The organism is Xanthomonas sp. NCPPB 2250, assembly GCF_056725265.1.
The window spans coordinates 4,745,089-4,762,471 of sequence record NZ_CM161520.1 but is presented as its reverse complement, the minus strand read 5'-3'; the positions used below and the strand labels follow the sequence as shown (position 1 = coordinate 4,762,471).

General features: G+C 62.3%; 16 protein-coding genes. 5 read left to right on the top strand and 11 right to left on the bottom strand.

Going from position 1 to position 17,383, the window contains the following annotated elements; translation table 11 throughout:
* Positions 1–49 precede the first annotated feature (49 nt).
* A complete protein-coding gene (locus AC1PMG_RS19505; protein WP_481109946.1) occupies positions 50–1,021 on the bottom strand; it encodes a mitochondrial fission ELM1 family protein in 972 nt (323 codons plus the stop codon).
* Between the two features lie 126 nt (positions 1,022–1,147).
* On the opposite strand from AC1PMG_RS19505, the gene AC1PMG_RS19500 reads away from it, so the two are divergent.
* Together AC1PMG_RS19500 and AC1PMG_RS19495 are read left to right on the top strand one after the other, a co-directional pair.
* A complete protein-coding gene (locus AC1PMG_RS19500) occupies positions 1,148–1,738 on the top strand; it encodes a malonic semialdehyde reductase (protein WP_160946181.1) in 591 nt (196 codons plus the stop codon).
* An 83-nt stretch (positions 1,739–1,821) separates the two neighbouring features.
* Positions 1,822–2,460 carry a YceI family protein gene (locus AC1PMG_RS19495; RefSeq protein WP_209247935.1) on the top strand — a complete coding sequence of 213 codons (639 nt, stop codon included), beginning with the start codon at positions 1,822–1,824 and terminating at the stop codon, positions 2,458–2,460.
* Between the two features lie 273 nt (positions 2,461–2,733).
* On the opposite strand, the gene AC1PMG_RS19490 is transcribed toward AC1PMG_RS19495, so the two are convergent.
* From AC1PMG_RS19490 to AC1PMG_RS19455, 8 genes are all read right to left on the bottom strand, one after another.
* A complete protein-coding gene (locus tag AC1PMG_RS19490) occupies positions 2,734–3,180 on the bottom strand; it encodes a hypothetical protein (RefSeq protein ID WP_481109945.1) in 447 nt (148 codons plus the stop codon).
* 293 nt (positions 3,181–3,473) lie between these two features.
* Positions 3,474–4,457: a radical SAM protein gene (locus AC1PMG_RS19485; protein WP_481109944.1), complete on the bottom strand. Its 984-nt coding sequence runs from the start codon at positions 4,455–4,457 to the stop codon at positions 3,474–3,476.
* 9 nt (positions 4,458–4,466) lie between these two features.
* Positions 4,467–4,736 (bottom strand): hypothetical protein, encoded by a 270-nt coding sequence (locus AC1PMG_RS19480; RefSeq protein ID WP_481109943.1) that lies wholly within the window; start codon positions 4,734–4,736, stop codon positions 4,467–4,469.
* A 171-nt stretch (positions 4,737–4,907) separates the two neighbouring features.
* Positions 4,908–5,699, bottom strand: a complete 792-nt coding sequence (locus tag AC1PMG_RS19475; RefSeq protein WP_481109942.1) for a siderophore-interacting protein — start codon at positions 5,697–5,699, stop codon at positions 4,908–4,910.
* Positions 5,700–5,785: 86 nt separating this feature from the next.
* A complete protein-coding gene (locus AC1PMG_RS19470; RefSeq protein ID WP_481109941.1) occupies positions 5,786–6,331 on the bottom strand; it encodes a PadR family transcriptional regulator in 546 nt (181 codons plus the stop codon).
* Between the two features lie 558 nt (positions 6,332–6,889).
* Positions 6,890–7,276 carry an STAS domain-containing protein gene (locus AC1PMG_RS19465; RefSeq protein ID WP_481109940.1) on the bottom strand — a complete coding sequence of 129 codons (387 nt, stop codon included), beginning with the start codon at positions 7,274–7,276 and terminating at the stop codon, positions 6,890–6,892.
* Positions 7,273–7,713, bottom strand: a complete 441-nt coding sequence (locus tag AC1PMG_RS19460) for an ATP-binding protein (protein ID WP_342073930.1) — start codon at positions 7,711–7,713, stop codon at positions 7,273–7,275. Before AC1PMG_RS19460 ends, AC1PMG_RS19465 begins: the two co-directional genes overlap by 4 nt.
* A complete protein-coding gene (locus AC1PMG_RS19455) occupies positions 7,710–9,686 on the bottom strand; it encodes a SpoIIE family protein phosphatase (RefSeq protein ID WP_481111715.1) in 1,977 nt (658 codons plus the stop codon). Before AC1PMG_RS19455 ends, AC1PMG_RS19460 begins: the two co-directional genes overlap by 4 nt.
* A 216-nt stretch (positions 9,687–9,902) precedes the next feature.
* Here AC1PMG_RS19455 and aceE point away from each other — a divergent pair, with 216 nt between their 5' ends.
* Genes aceE through AC1PMG_RS19440 form a run of 3 tightly spaced genes read left to right on the top strand, consistent with a single transcriptional unit; the run spans position 9,903 to position 13,994 of the window.
* Positions 9,903–12,593 (top strand): pyruvate dehydrogenase (acetyl-transferring), homodimeric type, encoded by a 2,691-nt coding sequence (aceE, locus tag AC1PMG_RS19450; RefSeq protein ID WP_481109939.1) that lies wholly within the window; start codon positions 9,903–9,905, stop codon positions 12,591–12,593.
* 44 nt (positions 12,594–12,637) lie between these two features.
* Positions 12,638–13,405 carry a hypothetical protein gene (locus AC1PMG_RS19445; RefSeq protein ID WP_481109938.1) on the top strand — a complete coding sequence of 256 codons (768 nt, stop codon included), beginning with the start codon at positions 12,638–12,640 and terminating at the stop codon, positions 13,403–13,405.
* The gene (locus AC1PMG_RS19440; RefSeq protein WP_481109937.1) at positions 13,392–13,994 is read left to right on the top strand and encodes a 3'-5' exonuclease; all 603 of its coding nucleotides are present in this window, start codon (positions 13,392–13,394) and stop codon (positions 13,992–13,994) included. The genes AC1PMG_RS19445 and AC1PMG_RS19440 overlap by 14 nt, the downstream gene beginning before the upstream one ends.
* Before the next feature lie 44 nt (positions 13,995–14,038).
* Here AC1PMG_RS19440 and AC1PMG_RS19435 read toward each other — a convergent pair whose 3' ends face one another.
* The gene (locus tag AC1PMG_RS19435; protein WP_481109936.1) at positions 14,039–15,388 is read right to left on the bottom strand and encodes a hypothetical protein; all 1,350 of its coding nucleotides are present in this window, start codon (positions 15,386–15,388) and stop codon (positions 14,039–14,041) included.
* Between the two features lies 1 nt (position 15,389).
* Positions 15,390–17,375, bottom strand: coding sequence for an ATP-binding protein (locus AC1PMG_RS19430; protein ID WP_481109935.1), 1,986 nt, complete (start codon positions 17,373–17,375; stop codon positions 15,390–15,392).
* Between the last annotated feature and the right edge of the window lie 8 nt (positions 17,376–17,383).

Below are 17,383 nucleotides of genomic sequence, written 5' to 3'. Positions count from 1 at the left end.
CCCGGTTGCCGTGTCGGCGTCGTGGCAGCGACGCCGGCACGGCGGCCGATCAGGCCAGCGCCAAGCGGTCGCGGATCAGCGCGGCCACCCGCGCGGTTTCGCGTAGTGGTTCGATGCCGGTGGCGTGCGCGTCGCCGGCATTGTCTGCAGGCAGCAGCCGTCCACGTGCCTGCAGGGCGCGATGAAAATCCAGGGCGCGGCCACGTGCCGTCTCCGGCATCAGCACCTGCACCGGCACGCGCGTGGCGCAGGCTTCCGACAGCAGGTTCACCGAGTCCGGCGTGCACACGAGGCGCTGGGCCCAGCCGAGCAGGCCGGCATAGGGATTGGCGCCGTCGTCCGCGCCGCACCACACGACGCCCGGCACATCGGCGAACGTACGACGCAAGGCCGCGGCCACCGCGGGCGGCGTGCGCCGCGATGCGCTGGCGAGGAGGCTGCCGCCGTGCGCGCGCAACTGTGCGGCGATGTCGGCGAAGGCAGCCTGTGCCTGCGCTTCGCTCCATGGCGCCAGGCCCGACGGGCCGCCAACCAACAGACCGATGCGCGGCGAGGGTAGCGCGCCAAGCGCAGGAAATGCGGCGCGTCCTGCGGCCAGCCAGGCATCGTCGATCGGATGCAGGCTGCCGAGCAGGGTCAGCACATTGGCGCCGCGCAGGCGATCGTGTTCCGGCACCACCACCACGTCCCAGTGTCGCGGGTCCAGTCGTGGATCCAGAATCTGCACCACCTGGCTGCCGCGCGTGCGCAGCAGCCGCGTCGCCAGTGCCGCCTGGCGGCCGCAGCCCACGGCCAGCGGCGGCGGCTGCCGCAGCGCCTCGGCGAAGGTCGTGCCATAGGCATGCCGGGCGCCCGGCAGCCAGCGCGGCGCCAGCCAGCGCCAGGGCATGTGCGGCTGCAGCAACTGCGGCTGGATCGGTGTTGCGGCCGGAAGCGCCAACGCGGCGGCCAGCGCCTCGGCCTGGCGGGCGTTGCCGGCGCGGCCATCGCTAATCGCCCAGGTCGCGTCCGATCGTTTCACGTTTGGTAGTAATCCGTTGCATCGCGGCTGGGTGTTGCGACAATCGTGCCACTCTACACTGGCCGCCTCGCATCGGGACGGCCCCACCGGCCTCCCGGCGCTTCCCTCGATCAAGGAACTTCCCGCATGTCCGACGCCTTGCACGACGCCGCCCTCGACCAGTTGTTCCGTACCGCGCGTACCCAGAACGCGTTCCTGGACAAGCCGGTCGGCGAAGACACCCTGCGCGCCCTGTACGACCTGGTGAAGTGGGGCCCGACCGCGGCCAACGGCAGCCCGGCACGCTTCGTCTTCGTCACCTCGCCGCAGGCCAAGGAAAAGCTCAAGCCGGCGCTGTCCGAAGGCAACCTGGCCAAGACCCTGGCCGCCCCGGTCACGGTGATCGTCGCCCACGACGAGGACTTCCACGAGAAGCTGCCGTACCTGTTCCCGCACACCGACGCCAAGAGCTGGTTCGACGGCCCGCGCGAGGGCCGCAGCGAAGGCGCGTTCCGCAACGGCTCGCTGCAGGGCGCCTACCTGATCCTGGCCGCGCGCGCGCTGGGCCTGGATGCCGGTCCCATGTCCGGCTTCGACAACGCCAAGGTCGATGCCGCGTTCTTCGCAGGCACTGCGATCAAATCCAACTTCCTGGTCAACCTCGGCTACGGCGATCCCAGCGGCCTGTTCCCGCGCCTGCCGCGGCTGAGTTTCGACGAGGCCGCGCGCATCGAGTGAGCGCGCGCGTTTTGCTTTCGTGTCCCACCGCAGGCCCGCGCCTGCCGCAGTTTCGTCCCATCACCCCTCCAAGGAGTTCCACCATGACCAAGACCCGCAAACTGCTGCTCCCGCTCGCCATGGCCCTGGCCGTCGTCGTCGCCCAGCCGGCCACCAGCGCCTTCGCCGCGCCGGCCGCCGCCGCTGCCGCCGCCAAGGGCGTCTCCGGCACCTACACGCTCGACCCGGCCCACACCGACGTGCTGGTGCAGTGGAGCCACTTCGGCTTCTCCAACCCGTCCGCGCACTTCGGCGACGTCGACGGCACCCTGGTCTACAACGCGCAGGACGTGAGCAAGTCCAGCGTCAACGTGACCCTGCCGCTGTCCGGCCTCAACAGCTTCACCGCCAAGTTCGACGAGCACCTGAAGAGCGGCGACTTCTTCGACGCCGCCAAGTTCCCGACCGCCACCTTCAAGAGCACCAAGGTGACCTCGGCCGGCGGCAACAAGCTGACCGTCGCCGGCGACCTGACCATCAAGGGCACGACCAAGCCGGTGGTGCTGGCGGTGACCCTCAACGGTGCCGGTCCGCACCCGATGAAGAAGGTGCCGGCGCTGGGCTTCGATGCCACCACCACGGTCAAGCGCAGCGACTTCGGCCTGGGCGCCTACGTGCCGAACGTCAGCGACGAGGTGAAGATCCGCATCACCACCGAAGCGACCTTGAACGCGGCCAAGTAAGCCCGCGTGCGCGTGCGGCGGCGCTTCGTGCGCTGCCGTCCGCTGCAATGCAAACGCCCGCCATTCGGCGGGCGTTTGTGTTTCCGGGGTCGCTCGGTGTCTCGCGACAGGAACGGCTTGCGGGAACCTTCATTTGCGATGACAAGCGCACTGTAGGAGCGGCTTCAGCCGCGACGCGTGGGGCCGACGTGCCTGTCGCGGCTGAAGCAGCTCCTACAACAGCACAACGGCATGTCGTGCTGAGCCGCGGTAAAGCACGTATTTGACGTGCTCCTACATCGCCTGTTCGATCGACAGCGCATAGACCTGCACGCCGTAGCGGCTGAAGGTGGCGGTAGTGTCGCTGCCGATGTTCATCTCCTCCAGCGGTGTGCCCTGCGCATCGGCCAGGGTGAGCCGGTAGATCGGTCCGAAGCGCGTGGTGATATCGGTCGGGCTGATCTTCACCCGATAGGTGCCATTGCCCTTGAGCGCCAGTGGCTCGGAGAGCTGGCCGGGGATCAACTGCAGGTCGGTCGACGGCTGGCGCAGGTCGCCGAGGACGTGCACCGCGAAGGTTTGCGTTTCGGGGAGCGCGCGGCCGACGGCAGACGCCGTCTTCGGAGCGCTGGCACCGGTTGCCGCCGCAGATGCAGCAGCGACAGGAATCATCGCAGCAATTGCAGTCGCAGCGGTGCCGAAGAGGAAGTTGCGGCGGCTATCGTTCGTGTGCGTTGTCATGGCGATCCACCTGGTGGTTGCACGTCAGCCCTGGCCTGGGCCAGGGTTGGGGGTGATGCAGGAACCTTTGTTAGTGCAGTTGGTGTTGCTCCCTAACGAGCAGTCCTTCGTGTTCGTGCACGCCGGATTGGTGCCATTGCAGACTTCGTTGGTGGCCAGCGTGCCAAAGCGCCGTGTTGCCAGCGCTTCGACTGCAGCGGCGGTAGACGCCTCTGATCCGTCGAACAGCACTTCTGCATTCTTGCCTAGCGATATCTTGTCTGGGTCTATGCGGATTGGCATTGGGATGCATCTCAGGTGCTTGCCAAGGTGGAAAGCGGGCAACCAAGTGTTTGCTCGGAGAGATCGGAGAATCCGCTCATCCAGCGACGCAGCTTGTCGTTTTCGATGTCGATGGTGCCGTCAGCGTGGAGGCGCCCGAGGTCGTTGCGATCATCGTTGAGCGCGACGGTGCACTTGCCGATCTTCCCGTTGGCGCGAATCATCAGGGAATTTGGCTTTGCGGCATAACAGATATACCCATCCAGGTGCTCTTCCGAAATCGGACGCTGGTCCTTGGGCGGATGTTCCGTGCACGCGGTGATATAGGCGATGGCTTCCAGGTAGCGGTCTCGCGGTAACACCTTTTCTTCGATCGTGCCGCCTGCGCTCAGATTCGAGACCTTGTGGAAGTAGACCGAGAACCGTGGATCGTCGAGCAGCTCACGATGCAGGCTGACATAGAGGCGTCGTACCGATTCGATGTTGTCCTGGTGCAGGTGCAGCCGCAGCGAGATGGCGAAGTTCGCCGCCAGCGAGCGGTAGGCAATGAGGTTCGACCATATTTTCTCGAACGTGGCGCCCTTGTTGGCGGTGATCCGTGTCCTGTCGTGCCATTCCGCATCGCCGTCCAGCGTGATCTGGAACTCGCGGTGCTGGAGTTCAGTCAACCTTTGCAGGAGCGCCGGCTCCAGCAGGTAGCCATTGGTGGTAAATCCGGCACTGAACGCAACGCCATGTTGTGCGCACACTGCGTTTGCGTGTTGGCCGATCTCCAGGACGACATCGCGCGCCAGCAGTGGCTCCCCGCCGAACCAAGAGATGTTGAGTCGATCCAGGTGCGGTACGCGATGGGAGATCAGCGCCTTGATGCCGCTGACCACGCTCGGCTGCATACGTCCTATTGCAAAGTCTTCATAGCAATAGGTGCAGCGGAAATTACATTTTTCGGTCGGCAAAAGGATGAGAGACAGGATGCGCGGAGAAAGCGCCTCGGCGATGGTGGCCTCGCTCAGCATCGACGTGCCTCAACCGGTTGGCGAGGGCTGGCCGCCGACGCGACAAGAGCCGACATTGGACGCTTTGGAACAGTCGCCGGTGTTGTTGCAGGTGTAATTCGTGGAGGAGCAGGTGCCGGAGTTGGTGCACGTTCCGGCATTTTCGCTCATCGGGCGAATCGATCCCGATTTCGCGGAAGCGATCGCCGCGGCGCGCAATCGATGGTTGGCGAAGTTGATCGATCCGTCCGGGTTCAGCGTAATGCCGCGGGGATCGATCTCGTGAAATGCCTTGTCCATGTGCAAGCCGCCTCTCGAGATCCATCGATGGGTAGGCGGCTTTGTAAAATGCGAAGCACCAGTATACTGTGATGAAATTCACATAAGTGTGCTGTGTCTACGGCCGTGCATCAGCGCTGTTCCAGCCCGAAGGGCGTCGCACTTCGAGCTTGGCGCACCGCACCCCGTGCGTTATTCGTCATGTTCGCCACCCGCCTTCCAATACCCCGTCGCGCGGATCCACTCCTTGGGCACGCCCAGGTGGCCTTCGACGAACTTGCGCATCATCCGCGCGCGTGCCGATTCGCAGGCGATCCAGTAGAACGCGTCGCCGTCGGGCGGGTCGAAGTCGCGCAGCGCGCCTTCCAGCAACTGGCTGCTGCGCGCGTCCACGCCGTTGCGTTCCAGCCAGGTGATGCGCAGCTCGGCGTCGCAGTCCAGCGCCTGCCGGTCGGCGTAGCCGGGGATCTCGATCAGCGCGTCGACTTCCGCGTCGGCCGGCAGGGTTTCCAGCCAGCGGCCGATCGCCGGCAGCGCGGTCTCGTCGCCGATCAGCACGTACGCATCGAAATCGTCGGCGGCGACGAACGAGCCGCGCGGCCCGCCGACCACCAGCGCATCGCCCGGGTCGGCCTGCGCCGCCCAGCGGCAGGCGGGGCCATCGCCATGCAGCACGAAGTCCAGGGTCAGTTCCTGCGCGTCGGCATCGTAGTGGCGCGGGGTGTAGTCGCGGGCGGGCGAGGGCAGCGCGTCGGCCGGATACACCGGGCCGTGCTCGGTCATCGTCGGCAGCACGAACGCGCCTTCGGGATTGGGGAAGAACAGCTTGACGTGGTCGTCCGGCCCGGCGCTGACGAAGCCGTCCAGCTCGGGGCCGCCGACGACGATGCGGCGCATGTGTGGGGTCAGCGGTTGCGTGCGCAGCACCTGCAGATGACGCAGGCGCAGCGGGTGGCGCAGCAGGCGGTGTTCGTGGGTCGCCATGGGAATCCTCGAAAAGTGGGGAAGGGAATTGGCGCGCGCGCGGTTGCCGAAAGCGCAGGTGTCCGCGTGCTGGCTGGAAAGGGAAGTCAGGTGGGAGTGCCATCCATGCCGTCGGCGGCGGCCTGCAACAGCGCGGCGACGCGTTCGATCTCGTCCGGATCCCAGCGCCCGTGCCGCGCCAACAGGCCGTGCTTGATGCGGCGCATCGCCTCGCGCACCGGCGCCGGCACGTTGGCGCGCACCAGGGCGCGCGCGCTGTGCTGGGTGCGCTGCAGCGCCGCGTCCACCTGTGCGCGCTCGGCCTGCACGAAGGCCTGGCCGGCCTCGGTGATCGCATAGCGCTTGCGGGTGGCGTCGGCATCGGCCTGTACCAGGCCCTGCGCTTCCAGTTGCGCCAGGGTCGGGTAGACCGTGCCGGCGCTGGGCGTGTACAGGCCATGGAATAGCCCGGCGACCGCGCGGATCAGCTCGTAGCCGTGGCGCGGCTGGGTCTCGATCATCGCCAGCAGCAACAGCCGCAGGTCGCCGTGGCCGAGCGGTCGGGGGCCGCGTGCGCCACGGCCGCGCCCGGCCCGGTCCTCTTCGAACAGGCGGTGCGCGGGGTGCGGGCCGGGGGCATGGGGTCGTGGCATTTCGATATGTCGAATCAGGTGCGGAAACGATATATCGAAGTTGGGTGGCCGGCAAGCGGGGTTGGTGCTGGGTAGAGCACGGCACGTGGGAGTGCATTCAGGCGACGGCGTTCGTGGGGCGCGCCGCCCAGCGCGCAGGCGAGCCTGGCGCCGGTTCCGCAGCAGGCGGGCGCATCAGTTGCTTGGGTCGCAGTGCCTGTCGCAGGGGCGGCTTCAGCCGCGACGGGCTTTCTCGGTCAAGCCATCGCGGCTGAAGCCGCTCCTACAGGAGGCGGTTGCGATGGCGATCGCATGCCGTGCCGCTCCCCTGTTCTGATGTCGCTGTTGCATCTCACCCAGGGAGTCGTCCAACGCCTGCGTCGCGTGGGATACCGTCTCTGGTGTATGTCGGCGCCAGAGCAAGAGTGCATTGCGCAGGTGTATGCCAGCCGGCAGCACCCTTGTAGGAGCGGCTTCAGCCGCGACGGGTGTTACCGGTGACGCCTGTCGCGGCTAAAGCCGCTCCTACGAAAAAGCAAAGAAACGCAGCGTCGCGGATCTACCGAACAAACGCCTGCCTCACCCCCCACGCGCCTGCTCCAGCACCCGCCGCTGCATCTCGTCCAGGTACTCGTCCAGTTCCTGCACCGAGGTAAAGATCTCGTTCAACGGCACCGCCTTGACCACGTCGAACACTTTGCGGATCTGCGGTTGCGGGTTCACCACCAGCACCCGGCCGTCGCGCGCGGCCAACACCTTGCGCGCCTTGAAGATCGAGCGGATGCCGGCGCTGCTGATGTAGTCCAGGTGCGACAGGTCCAGCACCAGGGTGGTCAGCGGCGTGGCCAGCAGCGGCGCCAGCGCCTCGTCCAGGGCTTGGTAGGTGTGGGTGTCCAGGCGCCCGCTCAGGGTGATGCGTTGGCGCTTGTCCTGCGCCGGATCGATCTGCAGGCTCAACGTGGTCATGCGGGCGACTCCTGAAGGGATGGATCGGCGGGCTGCAGCAGGACGATGCGCACGACGTTGCGGCCGCCGTCGTGGCGGTATTCCAGGCGATCGGCGAGTTGCTGCACCAGGTGCAGGCCGAGGCCGCCGATCGGGCGCTCGGCGATGTCCGCGTCCAGGTCCGGCACCGGTGCCGTGCGCGGGTCGAAGGCCGGGCCGCTGTCGTGGAACTCCAGCACCAACGCGTCGTGCAGCAGGTGCAGGATCACGTCCACCGGCAGCGGCTCACGGCGCAGGTGGCCGTGTTCCAGGGTGTTGCAGGCCAACTCCTCGACGATCAGCCGGGTGCGGCTCACCTGCTCGCCGCTCACGCCGTGGCGCAGCAGCGCCGCCTCCATGCTGTCGCTCAACTGCGCCAGTGCGTCGATTGCCGGTTCCATCTGCCATCGCAGCATCATCGTGTCGTCTCCCGTGCCGGATCCTGGCGCAGCCGGATCGCCAGCAGGGTAATGTCGTCGGACTGCGGTGCCGGCGCGGTGAACGCCTGCACGTCGGCCAGCACCGCGGCGCATTGCGCCTGTGCGTCGGCGCCGGGCTGCAGCGCCGCCAGCAGCCTGGCCTCGCCGTACGGCCGCTCCTGCGCATCCATCGCCTCGGTGATGCCGTCGGTGTAGCTGAGCAGGGTGGCGCCGGCGGCCAGGCGCCCCTGCACCACCGGGTAGCGCGACTGCGGCTCCAGCCCCAGCGGCGGGCCGGATTCCAGCGGCAGCAGTTTCGCGTGGCCGTCCGCGCCGAGCAGCAGCGGTGGCTCGTGGCCGGCACTGGACAGCCAGTAGTCGCCGCTGTGCACGTCGATCAGCCCGCACAGCACGGTGGCGAACATGCACGGCTCGTTGCCTTCCACCAGCCGCTGCGAGGCCGCGATCAGGATCGCGTCCGGGCGCGTGTGCCGGCGCGCGGCGATCTCCAGCACCGTCATCGCCCGCGCCATGAACAGCGCCGCCGGCACGCCCTTGTCGGACACGTCGCCGACCACGAACCACAGCAGCCCCGGCTCGGTCTCGAAGAACTGGTAGAAGTCGCCGCCGACCATTTCCGCCGGTTCCAGCAGCGCATGCGTCTCCAGATGCTTGTGGGCGCTGTCGAAGGTGCGCCCCACCGGCAGCATCGCCTGCTGGATGTCGCGCGCGATCGACAGCTCGCTCTGCATGCGCTGCCGCGCCTGCGCCAACGAGGCGATCTCGTCCAGCTGGCGCTTGATCGAGCCGCGCGCGCTGTCGAAGGCGCGCGCCATCACCCCCACTTCGTCCGCGCGCTCGATGTGGCGCAGCGGATAGTCGAACGCGCCCTGGCTGAAGTGCAGCGCCGAGTCGGTCAGGTCCTCGATCGGCCGTACCAGCCGCACCGTGTAGCGATGCAGCAGCCACAGCCATAGCGCCAGCGCGGCGGCGCCGGCCAGCGCGCCCCACAGCACGATGCGGTCCAGTCCGGCCAGGATGTAGTCCTCCGACACGCTCAGCGCGAAGGTCCAGCCGGTGTCGCCCACCGCTGCGCTCTGGGTGAGGTAGCGGGTGCCGTCCGGCGCGGTGTGCTCGAAGCGCACCGGCCTGTGGGTATCGGCCGCCTGCGCCAGCGGCGAAAGGTCCGGCCGCGCGCGCGCCACGTGCGCCTCCAGGGTGCGGCGGAAGCGCAGCGCCGGGTCCGGGTGCAGCACGAACAGCCCGTCCGGCGACAGCAGCATCGGCTGCAGCCCGCTGTTGGCCGGCAGCTCGGCGACGATGGCCTGCAGGCGCTGCAGCGGCACGTCCACGCTGACCATGCCGATCGCCGGCGCCTGCGGGCCGTCGCCGGGCAGGCGCAGCGGCAGGTTGTAGGTAGTGAGGAAGGCACCGCCGCTGTTGGCGTCGCTGTACGGCTCGGACCACCATGGCGCCGGCGTGGCGAGTGTGCGCCGGTACCAGGGCATGCTGCGCGCGTCGAAGCCCAGCGCCTCCACCGGCTGCTCCAGCACCCCGGTGGCGGTGCGCCGCAGGTGCCAGGCGAAGCCGCGGTCGTCGCCCTTCAGCGCGCCCGGCTCGATCACCAGCAAGGCGCCGGCGATGTCCGGGTCGCCCTGCAGCGTGGCCTGCAGCAGGTTGCGCAGGTTGAACGGCTGCCGGCCCAGCCCGCTCGCGGCGGCGGCCAGGGTGCGCCCGCTCACCTGCACCGAGCCCAGCGTGGCGTCCAGGCTGCGCGCGGTCTGCTGGGTCAGCCCGGCCACCTCCTCGCGCGCGTTGCGCACCATCACCTCGCGCGCCCCCACGTAGAACAGCAGGGCCAGGCCCAGCAGCAGCGCCACCTGCAGCAGGCTGCCCCACAGCAGCAGGCGCGTGCGCAGGCTGTGCCGCCAGGCGACCGCGGAGGCGTCCTGCGCTGACGAGGCAAGGGCGATGGCGGCGCTCCACGGGGGCCTGGAGCCCGATCATAAGCGCAGCCGCGGCCGCCCGGCGCAGCGGCCGTGGCGGCTGTCCCGCAGGGTGTCCCGGGCCAATGTGACAGTCCGTTCCATACGCTGGCGTACGAGGTCCTGAGAGGCGGTTGCGCTACACTTGCAGGCTTCGAGAAAACACATGCCATCGCGCGCGTGCGTGCGACCTACGGGAGCGTTATGAACTGGTTGAACGAGGTGCTGCAGAACGATCCGAACCCCACTGAAACCCAGGAGTGGATCGAATCGCTCAAGGCCGTCATCGATGTCGCAGGCCCCGAGCGCGCGCATCAGCTGCTGGAGGACATGGTCGAGCTGACCCGTCGTTCCGGCGCCTACCTGCCGTTCTCGCCGACCACCGAGTACGTCAACACCATCGCCCCCGCCAACGAGGCCAAGAGCCCGGGCGATGCGGCCATCGAGTGGAAGATCCGCTCGATCATCCGCTGGAACGCGATGGCCACCGTGGTCCGCGCCAACCGCAAGCCGGGCGACCTGGGCGGCCACATCGCCTCCTTCGCCTCCAGCGCCACCCTGTACGACGTGGGCTTCAACCACTTCTGGCGCGCGCCCTCGGACAAGCACCCCGGCGACCTGCTGTACATCCAGGGCCACAGCTCCCCCGGCATCTACGCCCGCGCCTTCCTGGAAGGCCGCATCAGCGAAGACCAGCTCAACAACTTCCGCATGGAAGTGGACGGGCAGGGCATCTCCTCCTATCCGCACCCGTGGCTGATGCCGGACTTCTGGCAGACCCCCACCGTGTCGATGGGCCTGGGCCCGCTCAGCGCCATCTACCAGGCGCAGTTCATGAAGTACCTCGAGCACCGCGGCCTGATCGAGAAGTCCGACCGCAAGGTGTGGTGCTTCATCGGCGACGGCGAGAGCGACGAGCCCGAGACCCTGGGCGCCATCGCCCTGGCCGGTCGCGAAGGCCTGGACAACCTGATCTTCGTGGTCAACTGCAACCTGCAGCGCCTGGACGGCCCGGTGCGCGGCAACGGCAAGATCATCCAGGAGCTGGAAGGCGTGTTCCGCGGCGGCGGCTGGAACGTCATCAAGCTGCTGTGGGGCGGCTACTGGGATGCCCTGCTGGCCAAGGACACCAACGGCGTCCTCAAGAAGTTGATGATGGAAACCGTCGACGGCGAGTACCAGAACTGCAAGGCCTTCGGCGGCGCCTATACCCGCGCCAACTTCTTCGGCAAGTACCCGGAGACCGCCGCCATGGTCGCCGGCCTGTCCGACGACGACATCTGGCGCCTGAACCGCGGCGGCCACGATCCGCACAAGGTCTACGCCGCCTACCACCAGGCGGTGAACACCAAGGGCATGCCCACCGTGATCCTGGCCAAGACCGTCAAGGGCTACGGCATGGGCTCGGCCGGCGAGGCGCTGAACCCCACCCACCAGACCAAGAAGCTGGACGACGACGCCGTGCGTGCGTTCCGCGACCGCTTCAACATCCCGCTCAGCGACAAGCAGCTGGCCGACGCCGAGCAGGTGCCGTTTTACCACCCCGGCCCGGACTCGCCGGAAGTGCAGTACCTGCAGGAGCGTCGCGCCGCGATGGGCGGCTACCTGCCGCAGCGCCGCCGCAAGGCCGACCTGTCCATCCCGGCCCCGGGCCTGGACAAGTTCGAGCGCCTGCTCAAGGACAGCGGCGAGCGCACCTACTCCACCACCATGGCCTTCGTGCAGAGCCTCAACATCGCCCTGCGCGACAAGGAACTGGGCCCGCGCATCGTGCCGATCGTGGCCGACGAAGCCCGTACCTTCGGCATGGAAGGCATGTTCCGGCAGATCGGCATCTACGCCCCGTTCGGCCAGAAGTACAAGCCGGTGGACGCCGACCAGCTGATGTTCTACCGCGAGGACCAGTCCGGCCAGGTGCTGCAGCAGGGCATCAGCGAGCCGGGCGCCATCTCCTCGTGGATGGCCGCCGGCACCAGCTACTCGGTCAGCAACGTGCCGATGCTGCCGTTCTACATCTACTACTCCATGTTCGGCTTCCAGCGCGTGGGCGACATCGCCTGGCAGGCGGCGGACATGCGCACCCGCGGCTTCCTGCTCGGCGGCACCGCCGGCCGCACCACGCTCAACGGTGAAGGCCTGCAGCACGAAGACGGCTTCAGCCAGGTCATCGCCGGCTCCATCCCCAACGTGCGCAGCTACGACCCCACCTTCGGCTACGAAGTCACCGTGGTCATGCAGTACGGCATCCAGCGGATGATGCAGGAGCAGGTGGACGAGTACTACTACATCACCCTGATGAACGAGAACTACGCCCACCCGGAAATGCCGGCGGGCGCGGAAGACGGCATCATCAAGGGCATGTACCTGCTCAAGGACGCCGGCAAGCCCAAGAAGGGCGAACTGCGTGTGCAGCTGCTGGGCTCGGGCACCATCCTGCGCGAAGCCATCGCCGCCGCCGAACTGCTGGACAAGGATTTCGGCGTCACCGCCGACATCTGGTCCTGCCCCAGCTTCAACGAACTGCGCCGCGACGGCTTCGACGCCGAGCGCTGGAACCGCCTGCACCCGGAGGGCGAACAGCGCAAGCCGTATGTGACCCAGCTGCTGGAAGGCCGCCAGGGCCCGGCCATCGCCGCCACCGACTACGTGCGCGCCTTCGCCGACCAGATCCGCGCCTTCGTGCCGATGCACTACACCGTGCTGGGTACCGATGGCTTCGGTCGTTCGGACACGCGTGCCAACCTGCGCCGGTTCTTCGAAGTGGATCGGTACTACATCGCGCATGCCGCCATTGCGGCACTGGCGAAGGATGGGAAGATGACCGGCAAGGATGTGGCTCGGGCGATCAAGCAGTACAAGATTGATCCTGAGAAGGCGAATCCGGTTGGGGTTTGATGGCGAGGGCGGCTTAGGCCGCCCTTCTTCTTTGGGGAAGAGAGTTGGACGCTATTCTTTCGAAGTTGACTAACCTGGGTTATGAGTTATGGGGGATTTTTATCCCAGGCCTAATCATGCTGTTAATGCTCGTGTTCGCATGGTGGTGCGCCGGCCCAATCGCCGAATTAGTAACTTTTGGATTTTTGCCAGAGGCGACGGTAAATGGCATGACTGACTTCATGCGGGTACTGAATAACGAAATTCGCGTGGGCTTATTATTTGGGATTGCAGTCGCTGTCTATTTTCTCGGTCATTTGCTGCATTGGTTCTCGCGCTCGCCAAAGTCAAGCCCAAAGGAAATCACTTGGGTGGCCAGAGTTGTATCTTGTTTGAGGTTTTCTGTGCCCAAGGCTGTCGATTCATATGATTCCTTTTTGAATCCTCTTTTAGATGAAGCAAAAGGGCTGTTTGGCTTGAGCGCTGAAGCCAAATGGACGCAGTTTTATCCTGTGGCGAAGGCATATCTGTCAGCTAATCTTCAGACTTCTTTGGTATCCACTTATCAAAATAAATACACCCTCCATAGATCTCTTACCACTGCAGCAGTGGTATGGTTCTGGCTCAGTCTGAGTTGCGTTGTGGCGTCAGCGCCATTGGCTTTTATATGCGGATTTGGTCAGCCTAAATGGTTTCCTCTGATTTCCTCTATTCCGGCTGCTCTAGTTCTTATCTATGGATTCTCCGACAGTTACCAATATAATTGGAAATTGTTTGGAAATTCAATAATCACTGAAGTTTTTATGATCAAGAGGTCTCGTGAGAGTCGATAGAGTAAATTTGTTGGTGGTGGATACTGAGACAACGGGTCCAGACGTCTTTATTCATGATATTGTCAGCTTTGCGTTTGTTCCGTTGGATGGTCGGCGGCTCCTTGATGGGTATGTGCTTGTCCCGGACACGGCGGTATGGTCAGAATATGCTGCGCGAGAGTTTAGTAAGTATAGGGATTCATGGAGCCGCCGTGCGATGCGGCCCTCTGACTTGCTGAAGTCTATTGAAGAATATATCTTTGAGCTTTTTGGTGGTGAGCCAGTAGTTCTAGCAGGGCACAATATTTCTTTTGACCGATATTTTTTGCATAAGCTAGCTCGTGCTGCTGGAGCATCAGGTATTCGCGGCGTTTCTCATAGGACGTTCGACACGCATACGTTACTAATGGCATTGGCCATGGCGGGCGAGATTCCTCACTGGGCAACGACGTCAGATGGGGCGTTTGACTACTTCTCGATCAATATCGAGGAGCGAAATCGCCATACTGCACTGGGTGACGCAATAGCAACGCGAGAGCTCATTCTTCGATTGATACAGCGCATCTCAAAAACCCCGAGTCACCTCGAGTTGGGATTTGATGATGGATAAAATTATGCTGATCTAGCGTTTAGTTATTATTGGCTTTGGTGTAACTATTTTGATTTGGAGGTTTGGCTTTCTAGGAACTTTCCCAAGATGGAGGCGGACGGATAGCTGGACATAGAGGCGATGCCATTTGCCAGCTCAATAGGGAAGAGCGCCCCTTCAAACTTGTGACTTGTTATTGAAGGAAGTGTAGCCAGGATGCGATGAAGTCCAATCAAATCGGTCGCGTCCGGCCGATCACCCATGTCGATATAGCTTCCTGTGGGGATGTTAAGCACCATGAACATTGCTGGGTCTAATTTTACAAAGATTTTTTCGCCCCAGTTCGTTCGTTTTCCGTAGGGGTTGGATAGGTCTGGCGATCGATAAACCTCGCGCCGCACATAATCATGATCAAGCACGGCGAACGATCCGAGTTCTTCGCGAGAGTGAGGCTTGGCATGATGAACGATTGATTGAAGGTGATCGACAAATGCCCCGGTCTTTTCTTGGCCTATAATATGAACAAAGCGGCCGGACCGCTTTGCGAACTCGAGGAATTCTCGGATATTGGGAACCAGTTTGGAGTACTGGCTTCGCAGTGAAAGAGGTCCGTCCTTAATGAAAAGAGTCTCGCCTATAAGTGACTTATCTGTGTGATTCCATGCCACGCGGATTGCAGTGAAGAGCATCAAATGTTCCATTACTAGCATGTAAGAAGAAGCCACCGAATCTGGTGCGCTTTCTTCATCCATGTCCAAATGAAATCCTAGTAGATCTGAGGCAAAAACCAGCTTTCCACACGTTGGGCAATAGCCTTCGTCACTGTCATGGGAAAGCCCGTTGGCTATTACCGTGTGACAGTGTGGGCATTCGAAGGCTGGAGAACACGAGGCGCTTGTGGACCATTTTTTATATATCAACCATTTCAGTGTTTCATAAAAAGCGCCTGATTCATCGATCCTGAAAGAGTCACGCACAATATGTCTAATAGCATCATAGTTGCTGCCAAGTGTGGTGCGCACATTCTTTAGCGGGAAAACTGTCGAGTGATAAATCGCGCTATTGCGCAGTACGTCCTGAAGAAGTAAAGGATGTGGATTTTCTTTATCAATCGAATCTAGCTTGCTTCTGTCAATTAATAGCAGAGCTGTCTTTACAAACGCCACTTCTTTGGGGGGTCTTTGCTCTGAGCGAACCGCTACAAAAGAGCCATCGACTGCCCACACTCCCCGCAATGGACTGGCATTTCCCACATCAATATCTTGCCAAAGTGATCTGGCAGGATCAAATTCTTGGGAGTCAGCGCTCTCAAAATCCTTTACAAGCTCTCTAACCCAGTCGCTTTGGACAACCGCCAAGTGACCGAGCTTTGAAGCAGCTTCAAAAGGCAGCCTTGTTCCGGCACTGTAAGGCATTTTAGACCGCCTCGAATTTGTTCGCTTGGACGGGGATTATGAATCTATGTGACATAGTCAGCATCCGCATGTAGCCTGGCGTTTTGGCACGTAAAATATCTTGCTCAATACCAGAAAACGCGATTTGGACGCGCCCCAACGCTTTTGCTTCATCTTGGCTGGATAGGTGGCCTACAAAGAAATTCTCAGTCTGCGCTAGAAGATCTTTGTTGATCGTCGAGGGTGATTGAGTGGAGTACACCATGCCGATATGGAACTTCGCACCTTCTTTGGCGAACCTTGCGTAGACACCCGTCAGATCTTTTGCATCAGGTGGGAACAGGTTGTGCGCTTCTTCGAAATAAAGCTGTACAAAGTTACCTGCCAATGCGTTGCTTACAAATTTCTTCTCTTGGTGAGCAAACACAGCCTTCGAAAGCATGTCGGCGAAATAACGCCTTATTTCATCTGTGGCGTTACCTAGATCAAGGATTACTGTTAGACCCTTGTCCAAAAGATCGAGGATATCGTTAATGAAATCCCCCGCATGCGCTGAGTGGAATTGCTTGTAAGCACGCAACATACTTGGTCCAGTTCGGCCGGCTCCAGGGTTCAAGAATTCCAATAAAGCAATGTCATCTGGATCAAACATCGCCCTTTTTGATGATTTTGAGGTTAAATTTTGATCATTAGGGTTTTCACGCCGGAACTGGGCAATCACCTCTAGCTCCGATTTCAACATGTCAGGTGAATCAATCAATGGAAGCGTAGGGCTGCCATTGACAGCCGTATACGCGGCTTCTCGTAGCTCTTTGTTGAAATGGGGGTCGAAGTGTTTGGCATTTCTCGACGTTAGCCCAAGGGCGCGCAGTCTTTTTTCGTCTATTTCAAAGCCCGCTTTGATAAGGATTGCCCAGAACATCTGAATCTTTCGAATGGGCCTGGTCTTTTCTCCATCCGGAAGCGCCTTGATTGCCTCAATGGATGGAAGATTGGTGCTGGCAAAGCCCTTAACATAGTGCGAGGTGTTGTTGTCTTGCGATAACATCGAGCCTAGGATTTGAATTGCAGATTCAGTTTGTTCGAAGAAATTGAGTCGCAGAGGCTTAGAAGGCGTCTCAGGGCGGCTAGTTAACGCGTAGACCTCGCATCGGTCCGCGTTGGAAGAGCGCAACGACTTGTTCCCGTCCTGCGGGTTGTCGTTGGCGTACTCACCGTTGATGTCGAAGATCAGCTGACCCACTGATGGATCATTGGCGGTTGCGTCTAGCATTCCCTTGGCGATGAGTTTGACTACATTGGACTTTCCCAAACGGGTCTTGCCAAACATTGCTGTTCGGCAACCCTTAAAGTCCCTCATAGAGATCACAACTGGGATGCGAGATGCTCCTGCGCTTGAGAGGCCGCATTCCATCGTTCTCAACGCACCGATCTCCACCTGGTCTTCAGGCTTAACCATGCCATTGACGATAACTTTAAGCAGTGCTTCGTCTGGAGCAAAGACTTTGTAGCGATGAGCGCTTACAACATTGTTGACATCGCCTGAGTAGGCTAGCTTCTGCATCGCGGTCGGGTCAGCATAAAACATGCCCAATACGTCGCAATCTAAAGCCCCCCACTGAAGCTCGCTTTGTGTCCAAACATCGAGCTCAGGCATGGATTTCTTGTGGAGTTCGAAGTAGGTCTGCTGGACCTGATTACTTAGTGGTGTAGGCGAAACTCCTGTAACCCGCAAAAGTGTGAAGTGCGCTGGCGCGCCGGCGGCGTTGATTGGAGTCATAATTAGAAACGAGCCGCGGGGAATCCCTCCCACTGCCAATTTATATGGATCACTGGTAATGATCTTCGCGGCGTCGAATCCTAAGTCGAGGACGTAGCCGACAAAGCGCATTTTGGCGACTAGTTTTGCCTTTTCATTATTTTCTTCCGCTTCCAGGAAGCTACGAAGGGCATCTATTGGATTGCCTTGGGTTGCAGAGGTGTGGATCAAGCTTCCAAGCGTTGCCATACGCAATC

What these genes read in the sequence shown, in the direction of transcription:
- AC1PMG_RS19500 (WP_160946181.1), top strand. Translation starts at nt 1,148, where the DNA reads ATGTCCGACGCCTTGCACGACGCCGCCCTCGACCAGTTGTTCCGTACC.
- AC1PMG_RS19495 (WP_209247935.1), top strand. Translation starts at nt 1,822, where the DNA reads ATGACCAAGACCCGCAAACTGCTGCTCCCGCTCGCCATGGCCCTGGCC.
- AC1PMG_RS19490 (WP_481109945.1), bottom strand. Translation starts at nt 3,180, where the DNA reads ATGACAACGCACACGAACGATAGCCGCCGCAACTTCCTCTTCGGCACC.
- AC1PMG_RS19485 (WP_481109944.1), bottom strand. Translation starts at nt 4,457, where the DNA reads ATGCTGAGCGAGGCCACCATCGCCGAGGCGCTTTCTCCGCGCATCCTG.
- AC1PMG_RS19480 (WP_481109943.1), bottom strand. Translation starts at nt 4,736, where the DNA reads ATGGACAAGGCATTTCACGAGATCGATCCCCGCGGCATTACGCTGAAC.
- AC1PMG_RS19475 (WP_481109942.1), bottom strand. Translation starts at nt 5,699, where the DNA reads ATGGCGACCCACGAACACCGCCTGCTGCGCCACCCGCTGCGCCTGCGT.
- AC1PMG_RS19470 (WP_481109941.1), bottom strand. Translation starts at nt 6,331, where the DNA reads ATGCCACGACCCCATGCCCCCGGCCCGCACCCCGCGCACCGCCTGTTC.
- AC1PMG_RS19465 (WP_481109940.1), bottom strand. Translation starts at nt 7,276, where the DNA reads ATGACCACGTTGAGCCTGCAGATCGATCCGGCGCAGGACAAGCGCCAA.
- AC1PMG_RS19460 (WP_342073930.1), bottom strand. Translation starts at nt 7,713, where the DNA reads ATGATGCTGCGATGGCAGATGGAACCGGCAATCGACGCACTGGCGCAG.
- aceE (WP_481109939.1), top strand. Translation starts at nt 9,903, where the DNA reads ATGAACTGGTTGAACGAGGTGCTGCAGAACGATCCGAACCCCACTGAA.
- AC1PMG_RS19435 (WP_481109936.1), bottom strand. Translation starts at nt 15,388, where the DNA reads ATGCCTTACAGTGCCGGAACAAGGCTGCCTTTTGAAGCTGCTTCAAAG.
- AC1PMG_RS19430 (WP_481109935.1), bottom strand. Translation starts at nt 17,375, where the DNA reads ATGGCAACGCTTGGAAGCTTGATCCACACCTCTGCAACCCAAGGCAAT.